We start from the raw sequence: 21,376 nt of genomic DNA, 5'->3' as shown, positions 1-21,376 counted from the left end.
TATCGAGACGTAAATGAATAGAGATTTGACTGTTTACCCAGAAAACGAAACGGGGAATATGTTGTGGCAGTTGTTGCAAGCAGGCGTAGATTTAGGCCAAACGCATGAAGTCGAGTTTTCAGTCATTTTTGAACAAGAAGAACAGGCGCTTAATTTTGGCAAGCTATTATTGGAGAATAATCAAAAGCTGTCATTTTCTCCATATCAAGGCAGCGAAACACACCCTTGGGAAATTACGGCTTACCCAGCTATGCCGTTATCGAACCAAAATATTGAAGGGTACACTCAGCTATTAATTGAGAACAGTGCAGAGCTTGGTGGTGTATTCGATGGCTGGTATACGCAGGCGCAAGGCGTTTTAGCGCAATCGTAGGTAAATAATGTGATTGATAAAGCAAGCCTGAAGGCATTTGAAAAAGCTTCTCAAGATTCTTTTTTCAAGCAACGTAATATTATTAAGCAGGTGTTAGCAGGTAAAAAAGTGCTTTGCGCTGTATGTAACATGCCAGTTGTCTTCTCACCTCCTAAAAAAGAAAAACCGGGCAGGGTCGCTTGTACCAAAAAGTGCACCGATATTGAGCTTGATATGAGTTAGGTAAATAACATATTGCTATCGTTAGCAAATTTATCGACATCACTTATAATTTTAAGACGGATCAACCACTAATGTAATTGTTGTGCGATATATAATTTATCTATTGGCTTTCGTCTACCTAATCGCAGCTAAACCTGCGGCTGCGCAAGCTGACGCTTGTGATGCACCTATGAGAGTCATGACGACGGATGTACCCCCCCTTGTCGAAATAAAATACGACAAGCCTGTTGGTGAATTGACGGATGAAGTTAGGGCGTATTTGTCTTCACACCTTTCTCGCTTTTCTATCAAGCATGCAAATTGGGCAAGAACCTTAAAGTACGCTGAACAAGGACGAGTTGACGCGATATATCCTACCATGTATTCAGAAGAACGAGCGCAATACTTAGATTTCTCCATTCGCGCCTTTTCAACTATTTCTATTGGGTTGTATGCCAAGGCATCAACATTGAGCACTGACCTTGAGCTTTCGCGACAAGATTATGTCGCTGTGATACGTGCAGTTAACTTTGACCAAAGTGTATTAAATGGTGCTCGCGTAGTTGAAGTAACAGATGCAGAGCAAGCGGTAAAAATGCTCGAGAAAGGGCGTGTTGATTATGTTGTCGGCGTAAGCGAAATCATTAAACATATTATTGACACGAATACGTTCACCGATGTGTCATTGGTCAAAAAGTTAGAGGAACATCCTGTTTATTTAGCGTTGTCAAAAAACGCATTGTCGTTTCCTCTTTTGAAAGCTTGCTTAATTGAGAGTAAACAGGATTAACAAGGGCATTGTGGGTTTATTCAAAAGGATCTGACCATTTCGCGTCAGTGTAGACGTTACTGCCTGAAAGTGTTCTTAAAAAATCGAATAGTTGGCCAGCTTCTTCATTGGTTAAATCTAAGAATTGTGGCAAACCATTGGGCGCAAGGCGAGGATCCAAGTTGTCATTCTCTGGGACTAATCGCCGAAAATCATAATGTGCAGGGATACCTGTAAGATTAGAAGATAACCCAGTATGGAACATGCCTCCATTGAGTTCGCCATTTGGCTTCATTAACTCTCTAAGTGAAGGGGAGCGGGTAACTGATAAATCGAATTGTCCTCTTGGGTTTTCTCCTGCAGGTGCGCCCACGCGAATAAATCCATTGTTTAATGAAGCAGGGTCGATATCAAATTCAGGTGGACGATGACAGGTTGCACAATTGATACCGCCGCTAATTCGGCGAGATACCTCAAACATTTGACCGGTTCCCTCAACCGGCACTTGTCCTTGATCTTGGATTACATCAGTTTCGAATTCGAAAGGTTGTGTAAAGAGCCTCTTTCCTGCATTTTCAGATGCTGTAAAGTTTGGAAAATCTTCATCATGGTTTGCAACTAGGTCGCGTCCGATATCATATTTAGTGTCAAAGGACTGAATACTTCTAATAAACTGTGCCATGGCACGTTGCATTCTTTCTTCAGTGATATTGGAATCACCAAAGGTTAACGCAAATAAATCTTGATAGTAATCTATCGCCGACAATTTAGAGAGCAAGTCATCGAAACTTGGTGCGCCATTATTGCCACTAAAGCCCATTTCTGCGAAATCTCTTATTGGCATTGTCGTCTGTTGCTCAAGTGATTCTGCATTTTCGTCCCACCGAAAGCGAGTTTCTTCGGCAAACCGAGCGTTGACAAGTCTCATGGAGTGGCGTGCTGTAACATCATTAACACCTTGACTAAGCGGGGCTAAATCAGAAAATGCATGGGCTTGTTGATGACAGCTCGCGCAAGAAATTGTGTTGTTTGTTGACAGGTTTTTATCATAAAACAAGACGCGGCCTAAGGTCGCACCCAGATCCGTTATTGGGTTATCTTCAGTGTTATCTTGAGAAATGTAATCAGGCACTGGTTGATTTTGATAATTTGGCAAATTAAATATATCAATCGACAAATCTGCAACAGCGCTGCCAGCTACATTAATGGTTAATATTGACGTCGATTGATTTTGAGCAGCGTCGTAAACCGTTGCAGTGCATGAAAGCTCGCGTGTAAGACGTGTGTTTGGCGCCGTGTAAACATTATCGTTGAATGCCCCATCAACGCATTCTACTTGTGGTGTTAGCGTGGTATCTGTGTCGTCTGAAAAAGAAAGTTGAACCTGTGCCGAAGTTCCCGAGGCCATGTTCAATGTACTTGGGCTGAATGAAATAGTGGGCGCTGTCGTATCTGCAACTTGAGGGTTGACGGTGATAGATAGGGTCGCATGACTTTCATTTCCTGCGTTGTCAGAAACGCTTGCGGTACAATTCGTGACTAATACTGAAGAGGTTTCTGGCGCTGTATATGTGTTAGCAGAAGCGTCAAAAACGCCGCCGTTTTCACAAACGATTACAGGAGATAATTGTGCTGTTTGGTCGTCTGTGAATGATAGTTCTACTACCGCGGACTCTGTCGACAAAAGCGCTATAGTGTGTGGTGTAAATGTTATTTCCGGTGGGCTCACATTACTTGGTAGCGTAGGTGTGTCATTTGTTTCGCTATTGCTTCCTCCCCCGCCACAGCCCGAAAGTACTGCACTTATGATAAGGGAGCAAGATAACCTAAACGCGTAATGTGTCATATAAAACTACTTGAAACAAAAGTGTTACTCAAAACATAAATGTCGGTATGTAGTAGAGCAAGGAGTTTTACATTTCTTTACGTAAAGTGTGAGATACAAATAAGGCGTGATAAATCACGCCTTATTGTTAACGGTTATTTAAATGTTGCTATTTCGTCGAGTGACTTTTTAACCGTAGAATGATGAGGAATCGTTGCATCATCTGTTGGGTATCCAGCGATTAACAGCATGTAAGCACGTTCGTTATCGCCACGTTCACAAATTTTATTTAAGAAAGACATGGGTTTTGGCGTATGTGTTAACGTCGCTAACCCTGCATTGTGTAACGCAGTGATTAAAAAACCTGTGGCAATACCTACGGACTCGTGTACATAGTAATTGGTGTTTTTATCTTCCGCGTTTATACCGCCTTTTTTCTGACTGAAAATAGCAATTAACCACGGCGCGGTTTCCAAGTAGGGTTTTTGTGCATCTGTCCCTAGTGGTTTCAATGCGTCAAGCCACTCTTCACCAGCGCGACCTTCGTAGAAACCACGTTCGTGAAGTTCCGCTTGTTCTCGGACTTGTTTTTTTATCTCTGGATCTGAGATTGCAACAAAATGCCACGGCTGATGATTTGCTCCGTTAGGTGCTCTACCAGCGGTTTTAATGCAATTTTCAATAATTTCTTTTGGTACAGGTTTATCACTAAAGCTGCGAATCGAGTGGCGACGTTTCATATCTTCAAGGAACGCTTGCGAACGTGCCAACATTTCATCTTGTGGGTATTCAATAAAGTCTGTTAAAGGGTAGCTATCGTGCTCTTGCATTTTATTATTCTTCCTGCTGGTTTTTGTTTTAGCTTATCTTGAATTTAAGTAGACCGGCAAGGTGTAAATTTCGTTCATTGTGTCATGAGTGTCAGGTTAAATTTCCGCCAATAGTAAAGTGAGGTAATCGTGATAAAGACACTCGTTAAAATTAACCGAACGATAATTCATAAAACCGTGCAGGCCAGAACTTTTTGATATTTTTGTGAATGGTTTGTTTGTCAATTTACTGATAACAGTATCAACATCAAAGTGTGGCTCTTTGTCTGGAAAAATGAGGTGGATAGGAAATGTGGGAGACAATGCATGATGCTGTCTTATTTGGCTTGAATAAAAGCCAATACCTTTATTCACGTTGGGATGCTGTTGGTCCGCACATAACCACAGTGCACTCGCGCCAACACTAAATCCAAGAATATTTACACTCTCCGTATGGTTTGCAAGGCACTCAGATAGCTTTAGTGAGTATTTGGTGATGTCAGTATTGAGTGAAAAATACTGATAGGCAACTTTCTCATCCTCAAAAGAAAGGCTGTCATCGTCGTATGGTGAAAGTAGTTGATAGTCAGGTGACAAGTTACTCGCGAGTAATTTCAGTTGTGGCGTAATGCCGAAAATGTCAGCAAGGATGATCGTTTTCATCGTATTTTCTACTTTTATTAAGTTCGCCGATCTAGAAGCGTGTTGCATTAAACGCACAAAATTTTTTGCGTAAATACTGATTATCTATAGTAAAACAATTGTTTTATCAGTGATATAGCGTTTATACTAAATTAACTTTTTTTTAACGCAGAACATAATATGTCATTTTCGTCACGTGCAAAGGGTTTTACATTAATTGAACTTGTTGTTGTTATCGTTATTCTAGGTATTTTAGCCGCAACGGCTGCTCCTCGATTTATTGATGTGGCGAGCGACGCTAAAATCGCAACCTTAAATTCAATAAAAGGTTCTATGGAAACGACTATTGATCTCGTTAAGGCAAAAGCACGCATTAAGGGATTAGAAGCAGTATCTTCAAACCCAGGATCTGGCCAGTCTGCATATATTGTTGATTTTGGTTTTGGCACAGCGGAAATTGATTTTCGTAATTTGTGTCCAGAAAGCAGTGCCGAGCTTGGTACTCAGCTAGATATGATCGACTTTTTAGAAATTGACTCAGATGACTTTGAGCCAACGGTAACCACAAACCAATACACATTTATTGGTTATAACATCCCAAGTCAAAGCTCACCGCTAACTGACCAGGGTTGTTACGTGATTTATGATTCGTTTGGCGAGCCTGACTGTACTGTAACGGTGGTAACTGAAGACTGTTAATCACCATACATATTTTATGATTTCAAAAAAGCCCTAAACAGTGAGTCACTGTTTAGGGCTTTTTTTTATTAGCCAATGGCTGGGCTTATTTGACGCTAGGAATTAATAGGTCGTAATAGAGTATACCTGCGGTGTTGAAAACCCGCCCCAACACTTATTGGCAACAATTGAGATTGTTCTTCCTGATTCCTTTGCTGCGAGCAGTGTTTCGTACATCATTTGCCCTTGTGGATTGTCTTCGCCAAGTGAAATGACTGGAATATTATTTTCACACCCTAGTGCTGCACCATCGAGTTCGACGCCTTTAATATAAACTCTTGGCCAATATGGATCTGATGTTAATTGCAGTGATTTATCAGTCACGGTGAAAGATTTTGTCACTACCGTCGCTTCTGTTGAAAAGCTTAATGCAGCCAAGGTTAATGCCGAAAGTAAGGTGATCGTGTTTCTCATTATTTTTATTTCCTTTTTATGTTTTTATTGTGTTGAACGTCATTGAGCACGCTTTTCTCCGTTAATGGAGATTTTTACTTGGCAATAGTTGTTTGCGTGGCGAAGATTGCCAAGTGAGTTCTTCGCCATAAAAGCGGATGACTGGAGCCTGTTTTGATGAGACAAATGTGGTCACTTAGCTTGAATAAAAGTGTCTTTTGCTCGTTGCGAATAAAACAAATAGGGTGACCAAATAAATAAACTGACTAGGCTTCTAAAAAACTCTTTTTGTGTTTCTGAATCAAACATAGCTGTATCTGGTATCACGATGCTGATAACGTATGCGTCAATCAAAATAAAGAGACTAGAAGATAATGCTAACCCGAAGTACCAGCGGGGTAATGTAACTTTCTTGGTAAAAAACAAGTAAGCTAAATACAGTCCTAAACAAAAAAATACCACGTTAATGAGCATTTCACCGAGGATTAAAGGCGCCCACATTGGAGAGTATGCCGGGTTGCCGACGACTGTTAGCGCCTCCCATGTTCCGTCCATAAAGATATCTGGATAAGTTGTACTCATTAGCATGAGTGATCGCATCGGTGATAACACAACGCCAATTGCAACGACTATTAACCAGCCGCCAATTTTTAACGGTTGTTCCGTTTCATGTACATCCAATGTATCCAATGAATTCTCCTGATGATTTTTAAATAAACAAGCTGAAAATCAGTAGCTTATACTTTAACTGGGAATTCTGATTAAGCCAACTGTTTATGTTAGATGTGTTTTTTGTACATTTTTCTTGGCAACACGGATTAAATGTAGGCAGGCAAAAAAAACTGAGATTTACTTCACCTACGTATTCTAAATCAATAGAATGATAGGGCTATTTATCAGGCATAACTTAAGGTGTTTGAGGATCAAAAACACCAAACATTAACCGTTAAAAAACGCGCTGTGGTCTAAAATAAAGGTACTTGTTGCCCACTGTGTAAGTTCGCAGGAATTCACATTGAGATTCAGTACTTGTCAATATTTACAAAATCTTTCTTTATTTTTACTGTTTTACTTTGCTGCACAGACAAAGGTTTTTGCGTGCGATAAAACGCTTTCAATTAGTGTTGCTAAAGATTGGCCGCCATTTTCTTATCGAGAGCAAGGCGAGTATAAAGGGTTAGACATTGAGATAACCGAGCGGATATTAAAATCAATTAACTATTGCTGGCGCTATTACTCTTACCCGTCTTCTAGTCGAGCGTTACTAGAATTAAAGAAAGGTAATATCGATCTCATATTTGCTGCTAGCTACAGCCAAGAGCGCGCAAGCTATGCTACCTATAGCGCAGCATATCGTTACGAAGTGATGCAGCTTTTTTCAAATACGAAGTATGACAAGGAAACCTCATATACACGTGATAGCTTGATTGCAATCAATAGAGGCGGATACTATGGCGAGAACTTTGCCAATTACATGAATAACTGTTCCGAGTGTATAGTTGAAGTTAATTTAGCGTCAGAGAGGATAAATCTTGTTAGCATGGGCAGGGTCGACTTTGCTGCAGAAGAGTTGCTTGCAGGCATTTATATCATCAACCAGAATAAGCTCAATCAATTCGTTCAACCAACAAACATCACCATAAACAGCAACCCTGTGTACTATATGTTAAATCCTGCTAGGTTTGATGCGCAAGACGTTAAAAAGCTCAATAAGGCGATAGAGAGTAACGACGAAGCGATCAATCAATTAGTAGAAACGTATCAACAAAGATATTCAGAAGTCATTGCCGATTAAAACGCTTGAAATAATCTAATAAAAAAGCCCGCATTAGCGGGCTTTTACAATAAACTTTTTGTTAAATTAGTCAGAAATATAATGGCTTAAATTCGCGGCGGTCACGCGTAGCATACAAGTGTATGTGAGCATGACCAACAAAGAAGTTAAGCCATTTATGAAAAACTAATTAACAAACTTTCTCGCGTTGCGGAACATTCTAACCCATGGAGAATCTTCACCCCATGAATCTGGGTGCCATGAGTTAGCAACTGTACGGAATACACGCTCTGGGTGAGGCATCATAATCGTTACACGACCATCAGTTGTCGTTAATGACGTAATACCATCAGGTGAACCGTTAGGGTTAGCAGGGTAAGTTTCCGTTACGTCACCGTAGTTATTTACGTAACGCATTGATACTGTACCTGAATCGTTCGCTGCATCAATCGCTTCATCGCTTGTAAATTCTGTACGACCTTCACCGTGAGAAACGGCGATAGGCATGCGAGAACCAGCCATACCTTTAAAGAAGATTGACGGACTTTCTTGAATTTCGACTAGTGAGAAACGTGCTTCAAAACGCTCTGATTCGTTTTGAACGAAACGTGGCCAGTGTTCAGAGCCTGGGATGATTTCTTTTAAGTTAGAAAGCATCTGACAACCGTTACATACACCTAATGAGAATGTTTCTTCACGCTCAAAGAATGTTTTGAACATTTCACGTGCTTTCGGGTTAAATAAGATTGATTTTGCCCAACCTTCACCAGCACCAAGTACGTCACCGTAAGAGAAGCCACCACAAGCAACTAAGCCTTGGAAGTCAGCTAAATCTGCACGACCTTCTAAAATGTCTGACATGTGAACGTCAATTGCAATGAAACCTGCACGGTCAAACGCTGCTGCCATTTCAACGTGAGAGTTAACACCTTGCTCACGTAAAATCGCAACACGTGGGTTTGTCTCTTCTTCAGCGTCTTTAGCAATTAAATCAGCTACGATATCTTCGTTAATGTCGAAGGTTAATTCAGCGTTTAAGCCTGGATCTTCTGTATCGAATTTAACGTCAAATTCTTCTTGTGCACACTCTGAGTTGTCACGTAAAGACTGCATCTTCAACGTTGTTTCTGCCCATACTGTGCGGAAGTATGTACGAGAGTTCTCAAGTACAACGTCATCACCACGTTTGAAGGTGATCATGTCGTAATCGTTTAAACGACCGACATCAGCACAACAATCTAAAATGCCGTGCTCTTCAAAGATTGCGTGAATCGCATCAACGTCAGATTCTTTAATTTGAATCACGGCGCCAAGCTCTTCTGAGAATAATACTTCTAAGTCACTACCAGGAAGCTTGTCGATATCAACGGTTACACCAGTGTGACCAGCAAACGCCATTTCAGCTACGGTTGTGAATAAACCACCGTCTGAACGGTCATGGTAAGCCACAAGCATTTCTTTGCGCACTAGCGTTTGCATTGCGTTAAAGAAACCTTTTAATGTTTCTGGGCAATCAACATCTGGTGTTTCTTTACCAAGTTGCTTGTAAACCTGAGCAATACATGAAGCGCCTAAACGGTTCTTACCTTTTGATAAGTCAATTGCAACAATGCGAGTGTCGCCTTTATCCGTGCGAAGCTCTGGCGTTACTGTCTTGCGGATGTCTTCAACACGGCCAAAGGCAGTGATGATTAATGACATTGGTGAAGTAACAGATTTTTCTTCGCCGTTATCTTCCCACTTGGTCTTCATTGACATTGAGTCTTTACCAACTGGAATGGTTAAACCTAATGCTGGACATAATTCTTCACCTACGGCTTTAACCGCTTCGTAAAGACCTGCATCTTCCCCCGGGTGACCTGCTGGTGACATCCAGTTCGCAGAAAGCTTAATACGGTTTAAATCACCAATATCAGTACCTGCGATGTTCGTTAATGACTCAGCTACTGCTAAACGTGCAGATGCGCCGTAGTTAAGTAGAGCTACTGGCGTACGCTCACCCATTGCCATTGCTTCACCATGGTATGAATCAAGTGCTGCTGCTGTTACACCACAGTCAGCCACAGGCACCTGCCAAGGACCAACCATTTGGTCACGGTTAACCATACCGGTTACCGAGCGGTCACCAATAGTGATAAGGAATGTTTTCTCAGCGATTGCTGGTAAACGTAATAAACGATCAGCTGCTTCCGCCACATCAACGTTCGCTAAATCTAACTCGCTACCTTGAGTCGCTACTGATTGAACATTTTTCTTGATCTTAGGTGTTTTACCTAATAAAACGTCTAGTGGTAAATCGATAGGTGTGTCTTTGTCAGTGCCTTCGAAGTGTGAGTCAGTTACCGTTAAGTGCTCTTCTTCTGTTGCTTTACCAACTACGGCAAATGGTGCGCGTTCGCGCTGACAGATTTTTTCGAATAATGGTAATTGCTCGTCAGAAACGGCCAACACGTAGCGTTCTTGTGACTCGTTACACCAAATTTCGTGAGGCGCCATGCTGCGCTCATCGTTTGGCACGTTACGTAATTCGAAGTTACCGCCACGGCCACCGTCTGATACTAATTCAGGGAATGCATTTGAAAGACCACCAGCACCCACATCGTGGATAAATAGAATTGGGTTGTCTTCACCTAGTTGCCAACAACGGTCAATAACTTCCTGACAACGACGTTCCATTTCTGGGTTTTCACGTTGTACTGAAGCAAAGTCTAAGTTTTCTGCTGATTGGCCAGATGCCATTGATGAAGCTGCACCGCCACCAAGACCGATGTTCATTGCTGGACCACCTAATACAATTAGGTTTGCACCAACATTGATTTCGCCTTTTTGTACGTGCTCGTCACGGATGTTACCGTAACCACCCGCGATCATAATTGGCTTGTGGTAACCACGTACTTCAACGCCGTTGAACGAGTTAACTTCTTCTTCGTATGTACGGAAGTAGCCGTTGATTGCTGGACGACCAAATTCGTTGTTAAACGCAGCGCCACCTAGTGGGCCCTCGAGCATGATGTCTAAAGCCGTAACAATACGATCTGGCTTACCGAAATCTGATTCCCACGGCTGTTCAAAACCAGGAATACGTAAGTTTGACACTGAGAAGCCAACAAGACCAGCTTTTGGTTTAGAACCAACACCCGTTGCACCTTCGTCACGAATTTCACCACCAGAGCCTGTTGCTGCACCTGGGTATGGAGAAATTGCAGTAGGGTGGTTGTGAGTTTCAACCTTCATTAAAATTTGAATATCTTCGTGGTGGTAACCGTACTCTAATGTGTCAGGTTCTGCGTAAAAGCGACCACCTTCTGAACCTACCATAACTGCCGCGTTGTCAGCGTATGCTGATAATACGTAATCAGAATTTGTTTCGTAGGTGTTTTTAATCATTTTGAACAATGATTTTTCTTGCTTCTCGCCGTCGATTGTCCAATCAGCGTTGAAGATTTTGTGACGACAGTGCTCAGAGTTAGCTTGGGCGAACATGTAAAGTTCGATGTCGTGTGGGTTACGACCTAACTTGGCAAAGTTTTCTGCAAGATATGTAATTTCGTCTTCTGCAAGCGCTAAACCTAATTCAACGTTTGCTTTTGCTAGTGCGTCACGGCCACCAGCCATGACATCAACACTACCGAATTCACCTGGTTCTGCTGTTGCGAATAATGCTTGTGCGTCGTTGAAGTCAGCAAAAATTGACTCCATCATGCGGTCGTGAATTAAATTATTTAACGCTTTTTCTTGCGCTTCAGATAACTTGTCGCTCTCTACGTAATACGCGATACCGCGTTCTAGGCGTTCTACTTTACTTAAGCCACAGTTATGAGCGATATCTGTTGATTTTGATGACCAAGGTGAAATGGTACCTGGACGAGGCGTAACTAATAAAAGCGTGCCTGTTGGCTCATGCTCTTCAATTGTTGGACCGTATGTTAATAATTTTGCTAGTACTTCAGATTCATCTGCAGTTAATTCCTCATTTACGTGTGCAAAATGAGTAAATTCAGCATAAATACTACGAACAGGAAGGTTTAAATCTTCACATTGTGCCAGTAACTTTTTAACGCGAAAGTCAGATAGTGCCGGCGCACCGCGAAGGGTTTTTATTAACATTGCCATATGCTTTGTCACCAAGGTTGGATTTATTAGGAAAAAATCGCGCGTATTATATATGGAAGGGCGCCTAAAATATAGAACTGGTGTGAATAAAATAATAGAAAATTTTGTTGTTAAAACAATAGCTTCAATCACAAACAACCTGACTAAATGGTTAGTAATTTGCTGTGGTATTTTTTTCACTTTAAGAACATGGGGTTAGAAAAGATGTTCAGCCGATAAGGGGGAATTTCTTGTCAAATTTTGGGAGATTGCCGGGTGAAAACTAATGTTTTAAAAATTTGTTAATTAAAATGCCATGGTTTTGGGTATACTTAAAATATCATCATGATTATGATGAATTCGTAAGTAGTTAATAGGCTTGTAGAAAGTTAGTATGAAAGCAGTCGGTATAACGGAAAAGCTGAAAAACATGCAACAACAAATATGGCAGTATTGTCTGTTTGTTGCTTTTGCTGTTGTGCTCTCTGGTTGCTATCAAAAAACGGAAACAGATCAACTAAGTCGCATAGTTGAAAAAGGTAGTATTACGGTCGGTACACTATTTGGTCCAAACACATACTACATTGACGCCGAAGGTCCTGCGGGCTTCGAGTACGAACTTGCGAAGAAATATGCTGAACATCTGGGCGTAAAATTACAAATTGTGCCCAGTTATAATTTGGAAACATTATTTCCTAAATTAGATAGTGGCGAAGTCGACTTTATTGCTGCGGGTCTTGCAGTCACGCCGAAGCGATTGGAACAATTTAGTTTTGCGCCAAGCTATGACCAAATCAGTCAAAAGTTAGTGTTTAAACAGGGAAAAGTTCGCCCAAGAAAAATTGAAGACCTAACGGGCAATTTGGTTGTTACAGCACTTTCAAGTCATGTTGAAAACCTACAGAAATTAAAGAACCAGCACGACGGCTTAACTTGGCAAGAAAATAGCGAACTCGACGCCGAAGAGCTTTTGCTGGAGATTCTTGAAGAGAACATCGATTACACTGTGATTGATTCCAACACACTAGCCATCAACCGTCGTTATTACCCAGAGATAAGCATCGGTTTTACGATAAAAAAACCGGAGCCTTTAGCTTGGGCAGTGAAAAAGCAAGGCGACCATTCTCTATTAACGAGTCTGGTTGAATTTTTCGGTGGTGTTCACCATGATGGAACTTTACTTGCGTTAGACGATAAATACTACGGCCATATTGAAAAATTCAATTACGTCGATACCCGCACCTTTATCAAAGCGATTGAAAATAAATTACCTAAATATCGTCCAATGTTTGAAAAGTACGGTGAGGAAATTGATTGGCGATTATTGGCAGCAATTAGTTACCAAGAGTCACATTGGAACCCCAAAGCAAGAAGCTACACAGGGGTGCGCGGAATGATGATGCTCACCTTGCCTACAGCAAAACAAATGGGCGTTAAGTCACGTCTAGATGCAGAACAAAGCATTCGTGGTGGGGCAAAATATATCACCCAATTGATTAACCGGATGCCTGATAGAATTCCTATGCCCGACAAGGTCTGGTTTGCATTAGCGTCTTACAATGTTGGCTTTGGTCACTTGAACGATGCGCGTATTATTACTCAGCAACAAGGTGGTGACCCAGACCGATGGGTTGAAGTTAAAGAACGTTTGCCGCTGCTTAAACAAAAGAAATACTACAAGAAAACCAAATACGGTTATGCTCGGGGTGACGAGCCTGTCAATTATGTTGAAAACATTCGTCGATACTATGACACATTACAATGGTTCGATGAAAAACAACGTATGCAAGAGCTTACCGCACCACAACAATCCACAGCATCACTTGATTAATTGGCGAATGCCCAAATATAAGTGATCCATTGTCATCTAATTGTCATAAAACAAAGCGAAAATACCGCTTTCTTTGAGTGCTGCTGAGAGAGCAACAACTTAAAGGAGTTGGTATAAAATAAAAAAGCTGATAAATTGGTCAGGTTTTTTTATTCGTGTATTACTACCTTATTTATTTACTTTAACAGGAGGCATAAATGAGAAGATCAAATAACAGTCATCGACAAGTTGTAGCGACTCGCCGCAAACGCCTCGTTCACGAGCGTCGTAAAAAGATTGTTGACCGTCGCGCCGTTTTTTTCCAATTAACGGTTGAAGACGATAATTCAATTCCTTTTAAATAACAGATCCAACACTTAACTTTCGTTTTGTTTTAACGCTTGTTTAAGTGCCTTTTTCTCTTTTCTTCTACGTTTGAAAAAACTAGATAACATTGATGAGCATTGCTCTTGGTACAGGCCAAAGCGATGCTCAATTTGGTGGTTAAGTTTTTCGTTGGCTACTAGGTTAAATACACTTCCCGCACTACCAGTCTTTAGATCTGGGCTAGCGTAGATGACTTGCTTAATTCTACTGTGCACGAGCAAACCTGCGCACATAGGGCAGGGCTCCAATGTGACGTATAAGGTGCAATCTAGTAATCGGTAGTTGCCTAGCTTTTCCCCTGCCTGTCGAATAGCAATCATTTCTGCATGTGCAGAGGGATCATTGAGGGTAATAGATTGGTTGTAACCTTCACCAATAATTTCATTGTTATGGACAACGACAGCGCCGACAGGAATTTCATCAATTGCTTCAGCCTTAAGCGCAAGCTCAATCGCTCGTTGCATAAATAAATGATCGTTAGCATTAAAAATACTTGGCTTCATAGCATTACAAAAACTGAGTGAGTAGTTCATTTAAATAGCGATGTCCTTGCGCAGTAACTTGCCACGAATCGCCTTGTTTCTCAACTAGCTGTTGCGCCTGGGCTTTTTCTAGTTGTGTTAGTAACGCTTTGCTATCAAGCCCGGTACTTTGACTGAAATGGGAGAGCGTAAAGGGCTCTTTTAGCCTTAACTGGTTCATCATAAACTCGAAGGTAAGCTCAGCGTGCTCAACTTCATTTAAGTGGTCCAGAGCAGCGCGGCCCTCTTCTAAATAGCCTTTAGGGTGCTTAACTTTTACCGTGCGATAGATTTTTCCAGATGTATCGTCAGTAATTTTTCCATGAGCACCACAGCCAATACCTAAATAGTCACCAAAGCGCCAGTAATTTAAGTTATGTTGGCACTGCTTGTTATTTTTAGCATAAGCAGAAATTTCATATTGATGGTAGCCCGCTTCTTCAAGTAATTTGACACCTTCCTCTTGAATAGACCATAACGTTTCATCTTGCGGTAATTCGGGTGGCTTAGAATGGAAAGCGGTATTTGGCTCAATGGTTAATTGATACCAAGAAATATGATCAGGGTTTAACGCGATGGCAGTTTTTAAGTCGTCTAGAGCATTGGTTAAGTTTTGATCTGGCAAGCCATGCATTAAATCTAAATTAAAACTCTTAATGCCTGCTTGGTGAGCAAATTCAGCCGCGCGTTTTGCTTGATTCGAATCATGAATTCGGCCGAGTTTTATTAGTTTATCTGACTCAAAACTTTGTACACCAATAGATAAGCGTGTCACACCAGCTTTGGCAAAACCTGAAAATTTATCCGCTTCAACAGTACCTGGGTTAGCTTCCAAGGTTACTTCAAAGCGCGCTTCGTCGATAATAAAACGAGACTTTACTTGGTTGAGAATATCGCCAATTGCTTCAGCTGAGAACAGGCTCGGTGTGCCACCACCGATAAAAATGGTGTGCAATTGTCGGTTAGCTAAATTAAAGCGCTTGATATCATCATCTAAGTCTTTAATTAGCGCTTGAACATATTGCGTTTCTGGAATGTCTTGCTGCCCTTTACCTTTGCCAAAAGCGTGAGAATTAAAATCACAATATGGACACTTTTGCACACACCAAGGTATATGAATATAAAGAGAAAGGGGCTGAACTTTTAACACGAGATTAACCGTTTAATTGATTAAAGTGAGCAACAAGTTTCGCGAGCGCTTTACCGCGATGGCTTAATGCACCTTTTTCTTCTCGCGTAAGCTGTGCTGACGCTTTTTGCTCCGATTCAACCCAGAAAAGAGGGTCGTAACCAAAACCTTGTTCACCTGCTGGTGTTTCGAGAATTTCACCTTCCCAAGTGCCATGGCAAATGACTGGTGTTGGATCATTTTCGTGAGCCATAAACACTAATACACAATGAAACCTTGCAGTGCGCTTAGATTTTTCAACACCCGTTAACTCTGATAGGAGCTTGGCATTATTGTCGGCGTCAGTTGCTTCAGCGCCTGCGAATCGCGCCGAATAAACGCCAGGCGCGCCATTCAATGCATCAACTTCTAATCCTGAATCGTCAGCAATTGCAGGTAATCCTGTAATTTTAGCGGCATGGCGTGCTTTGATTATCGCATTTTCCACGAATGTAGTGCCTGTTTCGGCAACATCACCAACATTAAATTCACTTTGTGGCACTACGTCAATGTTATGTTGATTGAGTAGTTCACCAAGTTCTTTAACTTTGCCAAGGTTACCCGTTGCTAAAACAATTTTGTTCATGGAAATACGCCTAAAAGGAAAGAATTTTTCTGGCGCGAATTATGGCGTAAAGCGGGTGAAAAAGCCATTGATGATTTGTTTTCTCAATGGAAAAGCGCTACCCTGCGGCCGAAGTATTAACAGGGAAAGAAATATGAAATTAACTCGTCGACACTCTAGTCTGGTTTTCGCTCTTGTTATCGTCGTGACTGGTTGTAGCTCAACCCAGGAATTAAAAAGCCAGGCAAAAAATCACGATAAAGCAAGGGAATACTATGAATCTATCGGACAACCACAGGCTGCTCAGGAAGAGGGGGCGCTAGCAAACCAAAAACGGGATCGTGCGAGTGACGCGGATACCTTTTTTGTCTCTTTTTTCCAATGGTTAATTAAAAAGGATAAGTAGAGTTACGAATTGACTTCGTAACTCTTAGATTTGAAATTAGTCGGCGTAGAGCTTTTGTTTAAACACTAAATTATGCTCTTGCCCCTCGTCCAATATGGTGATGTTGAAGGTAAACTGCTCTTCACTTGTGAATCGCAATTGAGCCAAGTAATAAATCGCATCACCTTCTACCACCTCAACAAACTCTAGGTTTTTCTTATGGCCGAGTAGGTTTGTTGCAACGCCAGAAATACCAACACTCTTAGCAGGTTTATTTGCTTGAGTGTTGTCTAACACTGAGATGTTAATTAGTGCATTGATTTTGCTACGGGTAATATCATAATTAACCGCAACATTAGCTGGAATCATCGTTGAATTTAACGCGATATAGTGAACATCAAGATCACCTAATACTTGCTTTTGCTCTGAATGCGCAGAGAAAGACATGCCAATTAACGCGAATAATAGAACACCTGCTTTTGCAAAGTATGACATTTTACTTCCTTAAGAGTTAAAGCATTGCCCAATATGGGATCCAGCCGGATAACAAAATATTGATCACGTTGAGTATTAAAAACGCAGCCAATAAAGATAAATCCAAACCACCGATAACTGGAACTACTCTACGAATTGGCGTTAGAAACGGCTCAGTCAACTGCGAGAATACCGCAAGTGTTGGGTTGTAACCTTGAATTACCCAGCTCATGATTGCCATCACTAACATGATCATGAACAGCAAAAAGCCTGTTTGCTTGATTAATGATAAAAAGCCGAAGTAAGCTGCTGAAAGTGGATCAAATGGCCCACCGTTTACCAACGGGATAACGACAAACTTTAATCCTGAAAAAATAAAAGCAAGTATTAGGGTACCCGTATCTAAGCCGCCAATGCTCGGGACGATACGACGCACAGGGATGACTAATGGGTTGGAAACTTTTACGATAAATTGACTAAGCGGGTTGTAAAAATCAGCACGTACAAGTTGCAACCAGACGCGCAATATTAACACCATAATGATGGCGTCGAAGGCAAAGCGTAAAAGAAAGTTTATCGCTTCCATGAATTACTCCAAATTAAAAAGCTGAGTATAAAAAAGTTAAAAATCAAAAGAGTGATATTCGGTAAAGGTTAACCTTTCGCCATCTCTTTTGCACGTGCAATAGCATTGTCCATTGCATTATCTACGAGCTCAGGCAAACCTCCTGCTCTAAAGGTATCAAGTGCTGCTTGTGTTGTGCCGCCTTTCGAGGTCACATTTTCACGAAGCTGAGCGATTGAAATATCGTTCTCAACAACCATTTGCGCAGCGCCAAGCGCCGTTTGTTGCACCAAAGCTCTGGCTTCTTGGTCAGTGAAACCTAAGGCTTTTGCTTTTGTTTCCATCGCTTCCATAAACAAGAAAAAGTAGGCAGGGCCTGAGCCTGAAACAGCGATGATATTGTCAATGTCTGCTTCCTTATCAAGCCACTTGACGATGCCAACTGCTTCCATAATTTTAGTCGCAATTTGTTTTTGTTCATCTGATGTGTTCTCACACGCATAAACCCCTGATACACCAAGTCCAAGCTGTGATGGCGTGTTAGGCATCACACGAATAACACTACCTAAATTGTTTAATGCTTGTTTGATTTGTGCCATGGTCGTGCCAGCGGCGACGGATATAAAGCACTTTTTCGATACATCGACAGATTGCGCAATTTCTTGACTTACCTGAGTGATTAAATGAGGTTTAACACCTAGCACGATAACATCGGCAAACTTTGCTGCTTCTAGGTTATCGGCACTTTGGCGAATGCCATGCGCATTTGCAAGTGCTTCTCTTTTTGCTGGTGATGGGTTTGTCACCATAATATCTGATGGCGTAAAGCCAGCGTTAATGAGTCCGAGAATGACGGCGCTGTTCATATTACCTGCGCCAATAAAAGCTACTTTTGTCATTAATTTTCTCTTTCTAATGCCTGTCATTCAGGTTAGTTAATGTCGAGCGCCAAATATTGCTGTGCCTATACGTACCATGGTTGAGCCGTTTGCAATCGCGAGTTCCATATCGCCAGACATTCCCATTGATAGTGTATCAATTGTTGGAATTTGCGCTTGGTATTGTGTAAATAATTGGTCCATTTTTTCAAAACTCAAGCTTGGGTTACCTTTTTCAGGAATCGCCATAAACCCTCTCAGCACAAGATTTTCACATTGCTTAATCGTATCAATTAGTGCCGGTAGCTCAGCTAATGTTGCGCCAGATTTAGACGCTTCATCGCTAATGTTTACTTGCAAACATACGTTGAGTTTGCCCTTTTCAGACGGACGCTGTTCGTTTAAACGCTGAAGAATTTTGACTCTATCAACGCTTTGAACCCAATCAAAGTGCTCTGCGATTAGTTTTGTTTTATTCGATTGAATCGGGCCAATGAAGTACCACTGAATCTCATCAAGGTGATCAAGTTCGTTAATTTTATCAACAGCTTCTTGCACATAGTTCTCGCCAAATAATCGTTGACCAGCGTTGTATGCTGATTCTACGTCTGAGGCTGGTTTCGTTTTACTGACGGCTAAAAGTTGGACACGTGTTGGGGATTTCTGATTTATTTGACATGCATTTTTAATTTGCTGTTCAACTTTGCCAAGGTTATCTTTAATATTACTCATGTTGCTTTATAACTATTTTAATAAGAGGTCCTTATGGATATCACCGAACTGTTAGCGTTCAGCGTTGAACATAATGCATCTGATTTACATTTATCAACAGGTACGCCTCCATCTATCCGTGTAGATGGCGATGTGCGTAAACTCAATATTCCTGCGTTTGATGCTAAAGATGTTAATGCACTTGTCTACGACATTATGACAGATCGACAACGTAAAGAATACGAAGAAAACCTCGAAGCGGATTTTTCATTTGAAGTGCCAAATCTGGCACGATTCAGGGTTAATGCCTTTAACCAAAACCGAGGCCCAGCGGCTGTATTTCGTACTATCCCGTCAAAAGTATTAACGTTAGAAGACCTCGGTTGCCCAGATATTTTCCGTGATATTGCGGATAACCCTCGTGGATTGGTATTGGTAACAGGACCAACGGGTTCGGGTAAGTCAACAACCCTGGCAGCTATGATTGACTACATCAATAGCTACAAACACCACCATATTTTAACGATTGAAGACCCAATTGAATTTGTTCATGAAAACAAAGCCTGTTTAATCAACCAACGTGAAGTGCATCGTGACACATTAAGTTTCAACAATGCGCTTCGCAGTGCGTTACGTGAAGACCCTGACGTTATTCTCGTTGGTGAATTACGTGACTTGGAAACGATTCGTCTTGCAATGACCGCTGCTGAAACCGGTCACTTAGTCTTCGGTACACTACATACAACCTCTGCACCTAAAACCATTGACCGTATTATTGATGTATTCCCAGCGGAAGAGAAATCAATGGTGCGTTCAATGTTATCTGAGTCACTACGCGCAGTTATTTCACAAACCTTAGTGAAAAAAGTTGGCGGTGGCCGAGTTGCCGCTCATGAAATTATGATTGGTGTTCCTGCAATTCGTAACTTGATTCGCGAAGATAAAATCGCGCAGATGTACAGTGCGATCCAAACGGGTATGGCGCATGGTATGCAGACGATGGACCAGTGTTTATTGAACTTAGTTAACCGTGGTTTAATTACACGCCAAGACGCGGCTGCTAAAGCGCATGATAAAAACCAATTCACTGGCTTTTAGGTGATAGTATGATTTTTCACGATTTACTCCAGAAAATGGTCGATGAGCAAGCATCAGATATGTTCGTCACCGCTAAACTACCGGTTAGTGCGAAAATCAACGGCGAACTTGTGCCGATTGATGAAAAACCGCTAAGCCCGGAAGATGCGTTGAGTTTAGTTCACAGTGCAATGAACGCGAAACAACAAGAGGCGTTTGATTCAGAGAAAGAATGTAACTTTGCGATTTCAATCGACGGTATTGGTCGTTTCCGTGTTAGTGCATTTTGGCAACGTGATATGGCGGGTATGGTTATTCGTCGTATTGTTACGGATATTCCGGATGCGGATGAACTTGGCTTACCATCCGTATTAAAAGATGTTGTGATGTCTAAGCGTGGCTTAGTGTTGTTTGTTGGTGGTACGGGTACCGGTAAATCAACCTCGATGGCGGCGCTAATTGGCTTTAGAAATAAAAACTCTCGTGGTCACATATTAACGATTGAAGATCCCGTTGAATTTGTTCATGAGCATCAAAAGTCAATGATTACACAACGTGAGGTTGGCCTTGATACAGAAAGTTTTGATGCTGCACTGAAGAGCTCATTACGACAAGCGCCAGATGTTATTCTTATTGGTGAGATTCGTAGCCAAGAAATTATGGAGCATGCGTTAAGCTTTGCCGAAACTGGTCACTTGTGTATTGCAACACTTCACGCCAATAACGCCAACCAGGCCATTGACCGTATCATGCACTTAGTTCCAGCTGAACAACATGGTAAGTTACTGTTCGACTTGGCACTTAACCTCCGTGGCATTATTGCTCAACAGCTTATCCCTACAAAAGACGGAAATGGTCGAGTAGCGGCAATAGAGATCTTATTGAACTCACCTTACATTGCTGAACTCATCAAAAAGGGTGAAGTCGGTGAGATTAAAGAAGTCATGGAAAAATCAACGGAGCAGGGGATGCAAACGTTTGACCAAGCGTTATTTAACCTGTACCAGCGAGGCATGATTAATTACGCAGATGCACTTCATCATGCGGATTCTCCTAATGACTTACGCTTAATGATCAAGCTTAGAACAAATGATCAGGGCGGAACGGGTGCGCTATCAGGCGTGACATTAGCGGGTTTAGAAAATGATAAAGACGATTTCTAATTAATTGCTCGTTTTCAAAAATAAAAGGCACCGCAAGGTGCTTTTTTTATGTCTGT

General features: G+C 41.5%; 23 protein-coding genes. 10 read left to right on the top strand and 13 right to left on the bottom strand.

The genetic code is table 11. The features are described from left to right. Window positions 1-13 precede the first annotated feature (13 nt). The 3 genes from QQK05_RS07295 (at window position 14) to QQK05_RS07285 (ending at window position 1,364) form a co-directional block, all read left to right on the top strand. On the top strand, window positions 14-373 hold the full coding sequence (locus tag QQK05_RS07295; protein ID WP_284297092.1) for a ribonuclease E inhibitor RraB: 360 nt from the start codon (window positions 14-16) through the stop codon (window positions 371-373). 9 nt (window positions 374-382) lie between these two features. Further along, window positions 383-595, top strand: coding sequence for a hypothetical protein (locus QQK05_RS07290; RefSeq protein WP_284297090.1), 213 nt, complete (start codon window positions 383-385; stop codon window positions 593-595). 82 nt (window positions 596-677) lie between these two features. After that, window positions 678-1,364: a substrate-binding periplasmic protein gene (locus QQK05_RS07285; RefSeq protein WP_284297088.1), complete on the top strand. Its 687-nt coding sequence runs from the start codon at window positions 678-680 to the stop codon at window positions 1,362-1,364. A 16-nt stretch (window positions 1,365-1,380) separates the two neighbouring features. Here QQK05_RS07285 and QQK05_RS07280 read toward each other — a convergent pair whose 3' ends face one another. The 3 genes from QQK05_RS07280 to QQK05_RS07270 all read right to left on the bottom strand — a co-directional run bounded on the left by QQK05_RS07280 (window position 1,381) and on the right by QQK05_RS07270 (window position 4,640). Next, window positions 1,381-3,189 carry a cytochrome-c peroxidase gene (locus tag QQK05_RS07280; protein ID WP_284297087.1) on the bottom strand — a complete coding sequence of 603 codons (1,809 nt, stop codon included), beginning with the start codon at window positions 3,187-3,189 and terminating at the stop codon, window positions 1,381-1,383. Window positions 3,190-3,323: 134 nt separating this feature from the next. Continuing rightward, window positions 3,324-3,998: a nitroreductase family protein gene (locus QQK05_RS07275; protein WP_284297085.1), complete on the bottom strand. Its 675-nt coding sequence runs from the start codon at window positions 3,996-3,998 to the stop codon at window positions 3,324-3,326. Window positions 3,999-4,094: 96 nt separating this feature from the next. Next, a complete protein-coding gene (locus QQK05_RS07270; RefSeq protein ID WP_284297083.1) occupies window positions 4,095-4,640 on the bottom strand; it encodes a dienelactone hydrolase family protein in 546 nt (181 codons plus the stop codon). 159 nt (window positions 4,641-4,799) lie between these two features. On the opposite strand from QQK05_RS07270, the gene QQK05_RS07265 reads away from it, so the two are divergent. After that, window positions 4,800-5,318, top strand: coding sequence for a type II secretion system protein (locus tag QQK05_RS07265; RefSeq protein WP_284297081.1), 519 nt, complete (start codon window positions 4,800-4,802; stop codon window positions 5,316-5,318). A 102-nt stretch (window positions 5,319-5,420) separates the two neighbouring features. Here the strand turns inward: QQK05_RS07265 and QQK05_RS07260 are convergent, their stop codons facing one another. Further along, complete coding sequence (locus tag QQK05_RS07260; protein WP_284297079.1) at window positions 5,421-5,771, bottom strand: hypothetical protein; 351 nt, start codon at window positions 5,769-5,771, stop codon at window positions 5,421-5,423. A 171-nt stretch (window positions 5,772-5,942) separates the two neighbouring features. After that, window positions 5,943-6,440: a DUF2569 domain-containing protein gene (locus tag QQK05_RS07255; protein ID WP_284297077.1), complete on the bottom strand. Its 498-nt coding sequence runs from the start codon at window positions 6,438-6,440 to the stop codon at window positions 5,943-5,945. 325 nt (window positions 6,441-6,765) lie between these two features. On the opposite strand from QQK05_RS07255, the gene QQK05_RS07250 reads away from it, so the two are divergent. Beyond that, window positions 6,766-7,545 carry a substrate-binding periplasmic protein gene (locus QQK05_RS07250; RefSeq protein WP_284297075.1) on the top strand — a complete coding sequence of 260 codons (780 nt, stop codon included), beginning with the start codon at window positions 6,766-6,768 and terminating at the stop codon, window positions 7,543-7,545. A gap of 165 nt (window positions 7,546-7,710) precedes the next feature. On the opposite strand, the gene purL is transcribed toward QQK05_RS07250, so the two are convergent. Next, window positions 7,711-11,637, bottom strand: coding sequence for a phosphoribosylformylglycinamidine synthase (purL, locus tag QQK05_RS07245; RefSeq protein ID WP_407704867.1), 3,927 nt, complete (start codon window positions 11,635-11,637; stop codon window positions 7,711-7,713). Window positions 11,638-12,010: 373 nt separating this feature from the next. On the opposite strand from purL, the gene mltF reads away from it, so the two are divergent. Both mltF and QQK05_RS07235 read left to right on the top strand, forming a co-directional pair. Further along, entirely contained in the window at window positions 12,011-13,447 is a 1,437-nt protein-coding gene (gene mltF, locus QQK05_RS07240; RefSeq protein WP_284297071.1) for a membrane-bound lytic murein transglycosylase MltF, read from the top strand. Window positions 13,448-13,644: 197 nt separating this feature from the next. Next, a complete protein-coding gene (locus QQK05_RS07235) occupies window positions 13,645-13,791 on the top strand; it encodes a hypothetical protein (protein ID WP_284297069.1) in 147 nt (48 codons plus the stop codon). 12 nt (window positions 13,792-13,803) lie between these two features. On the opposite strand, the gene tadA is transcribed toward QQK05_RS07235, so the two are convergent. The 3 genes from tadA to QQK05_RS07220 are packed head-to-tail and all read right to left on the bottom strand — an operon-like array spanning window position 13,804 to window position 16,088. Continuing rightward, window positions 13,804-14,316 carry a tRNA adenosine(34) deaminase TadA gene (gene tadA / locus QQK05_RS07230; RefSeq protein WP_284297068.1) on the bottom strand — a complete coding sequence of 171 codons (513 nt, stop codon included), beginning with the start codon at window positions 14,314-14,316 and terminating at the stop codon, window positions 13,804-13,806. A 4-nt stretch (window positions 14,317-14,320) separates the two neighbouring features. Further along, window positions 14,321-15,484, bottom strand: a complete 1,164-nt coding sequence (gene hemW, locus QQK05_RS07225; protein ID WP_284297066.1) for a radical SAM family heme chaperone HemW — start codon at window positions 15,482-15,484, stop codon at window positions 14,321-14,323. Window positions 15,485-15,488: 4 nt separating this feature from the next. After that, window positions 15,489-16,088 carry an XTP/dITP diphosphatase gene (locus QQK05_RS07220; RefSeq protein WP_284297064.1) on the bottom strand — a complete coding sequence of 200 codons (600 nt, stop codon included), beginning with the start codon at window positions 16,086-16,088 and terminating at the stop codon, window positions 15,489-15,491. A gap of 133 nt (window positions 16,089-16,221) precedes the next feature. Here QQK05_RS07220 and QQK05_RS07215 point away from each other — a divergent pair, with 133 nt between their 5' ends. After that, window positions 16,222-16,473, top strand: coding sequence for a hypothetical protein (locus tag QQK05_RS07215; protein WP_284297062.1), 252 nt, complete (start codon window positions 16,222-16,224; stop codon window positions 16,471-16,473). Between the two features lie 36 nt (window positions 16,474-16,509). Here QQK05_RS07215 and QQK05_RS07210 read toward each other — a convergent pair whose 3' ends face one another. The 4 genes from QQK05_RS07210 to QQK05_RS07195 all read right to left on the bottom strand — a co-directional run bounded on the left by QQK05_RS07210 (window position 16,510) and on the right by QQK05_RS07195 (window position 19,101). Further along, entirely contained in the window at window positions 16,510-16,947 is a 438-nt protein-coding gene (locus QQK05_RS07210; RefSeq protein WP_284297060.1) for a DUF4426 domain-containing protein, read from the bottom strand. A 16-nt stretch (window positions 16,948-16,963) separates the two neighbouring features. Then, window positions 16,964-17,512: a YggT family protein gene (locus QQK05_RS07205; protein WP_284297058.1), complete on the bottom strand. Its 549-nt coding sequence runs from the start codon at window positions 17,510-17,512 to the stop codon at window positions 16,964-16,966. Between the two features lie 68 nt (window positions 17,513-17,580). Further along, window positions 17,581-18,390 (bottom strand): pyrroline-5-carboxylate reductase, encoded by an 810-nt coding sequence (proC, locus tag QQK05_RS07200; RefSeq protein ID WP_284297056.1) that lies wholly within the window; start codon window positions 18,388-18,390, stop codon window positions 17,581-17,583. A gap of 36 nt (window positions 18,391-18,426) precedes the next feature. Further along, entirely contained in the window at window positions 18,427-19,101 is a 675-nt protein-coding gene (locus QQK05_RS07195) for a YggS family pyridoxal phosphate-dependent enzyme (protein WP_284297054.1), read from the bottom strand. A 33-nt stretch (window positions 19,102-19,134) separates the two neighbouring features. On the opposite strand from QQK05_RS07195, the gene QQK05_RS07190 reads away from it, so the two are divergent. Then, window positions 19,135-20,178: a type IV pilus twitching motility protein PilT gene (locus QQK05_RS07190; protein WP_284297052.1), complete on the top strand. Its 1,044-nt coding sequence runs from the start codon at window positions 19,135-19,137 to the stop codon at window positions 20,176-20,178. A gap of 8 nt (window positions 20,179-20,186) precedes the next feature. Continuing rightward, window positions 20,187-21,320: a PilT/PilU family type 4a pilus ATPase gene (locus QQK05_RS07185; RefSeq protein WP_284297050.1), complete on the top strand. Its 1,134-nt coding sequence runs from the start codon at window positions 20,187-20,189 to the stop codon at window positions 21,318-21,320. The last annotated feature ends 56 nt before the right edge of the window (window positions 21,321-21,376 follow it).

This window comes from Thalassotalea loyana (assembly GCF_030161435.1).
GTDB classification, from domain to species: domain Bacteria; phylum Pseudomonadota; class Gammaproteobacteria; order Enterobacterales; family Alteromonadaceae; genus Thalassotalea_G; species Thalassotalea_G loyana.
Note: the sequence above shows the minus strand (reverse complement) of the source record. Positions and strands in the feature narration are given on the sequence as shown.

What these genes read in the sequence shown, in the direction of transcription:
- QQK05_RS07205 (WP_284297058.1), bottom strand. Translation starts at nt 17,512, where the DNA reads ATGGAAGCGATAAACTTTCTTTTACGCTTTGCCTTCGACGCCATCATT.
- QQK05_RS07215 (WP_284297062.1), top strand. Translation starts at nt 16,222, where the DNA reads ATGAAATTAACTCGTCGACACTCTAGTCTGGTTTTCGCTCTTGTTATC.
- proC (WP_284297056.1), bottom strand. Translation starts at nt 18,390, where the DNA reads ATGACAAAAGTAGCTTTTATTGGCGCAGGTAATATGAACAGCGCCGTC.
- QQK05_RS07265 (WP_284297081.1), top strand. Translation starts at nt 4,800, where the DNA reads ATGTCATTTTCGTCACGTGCAAAGGGTTTTACATTAATTGAACTTGTT.
- QQK05_RS07295 (WP_284297092.1), top strand. Translation starts at nt 14, where the DNA reads ATGAATAGAGATTTGACTGTTTACCCAGAAAACGAAACGGGGAATATG.
- tadA (WP_284297068.1), bottom strand. Translation starts at nt 14,316, where the DNA reads ATGAAGCCAAGTATTTTTAATGCTAACGATCATTTATTTATGCAACGA.
- purL (WP_407704867.1), bottom strand. Translation starts at nt 11,637, where the DNA reads ATGGCAATGTTAATAAAAACCCTTCGCGGTGCGCCGGCACTATCTGAC.
- QQK05_RS07210 (WP_284297060.1), bottom strand. Translation starts at nt 16,947, where the DNA reads ATGTCATACTTTGCAAAAGCAGGTGTTCTATTATTCGCGTTAATTGGC.
- QQK05_RS07185 (WP_284297050.1), top strand. Translation starts at nt 20,187, where the DNA reads ATGATTTTTCACGATTTACTCCAGAAAATGGTCGATGAGCAAGCATCA.
- mltF (WP_284297071.1), top strand. Translation starts at nt 12,011, where the DNA reads ATGAAAGCAGTCGGTATAACGGAAAAGCTGAAAAACATGCAACAACAA.
- QQK05_RS07275 (WP_284297085.1), bottom strand. Translation starts at nt 3,998, where the DNA reads ATGCAAGAGCACGATAGCTACCCTTTAACAGACTTTATTGAATACCCA.
- QQK05_RS07260 (WP_284297079.1), bottom strand. Translation starts at nt 5,771, where the DNA reads ATGAGAAACACGATCACCTTACTTTCGGCATTAACCTTGGCTGCATTA.
- QQK05_RS07235 (WP_284297069.1), top strand. Translation starts at nt 13,645, where the DNA reads ATGAGAAGATCAAATAACAGTCATCGACAAGTTGTAGCGACTCGCCGC.
- QQK05_RS07190 (WP_284297052.1), top strand. Translation starts at nt 19,135, where the DNA reads ATGGATATCACCGAACTGTTAGCGTTCAGCGTTGAACATAATGCATCT.
- QQK05_RS07280 (WP_284297087.1), bottom strand. Translation starts at nt 3,189, where the DNA reads ATGACACATTACGCGTTTAGGTTATCTTGCTCCCTTATCATAAGTGCA.
- QQK05_RS07220 (WP_284297064.1), bottom strand. Translation starts at nt 16,088, where the DNA reads ATGAACAAAATTGTTTTAGCAACGGGTAACCTTGGCAAAGTTAAAGAA.
- QQK05_RS07195 (WP_284297054.1), bottom strand. Translation starts at nt 19,101, where the DNA reads ATGAGTAATATTAAAGATAACCTTGGCAAAGTTGAACAGCAAATTAAA.
- QQK05_RS07270 (WP_284297083.1), bottom strand. Translation starts at nt 4,640, where the DNA reads ATGAAAACGATCATCCTTGCTGACATTTTCGGCATTACGCCACAACTG.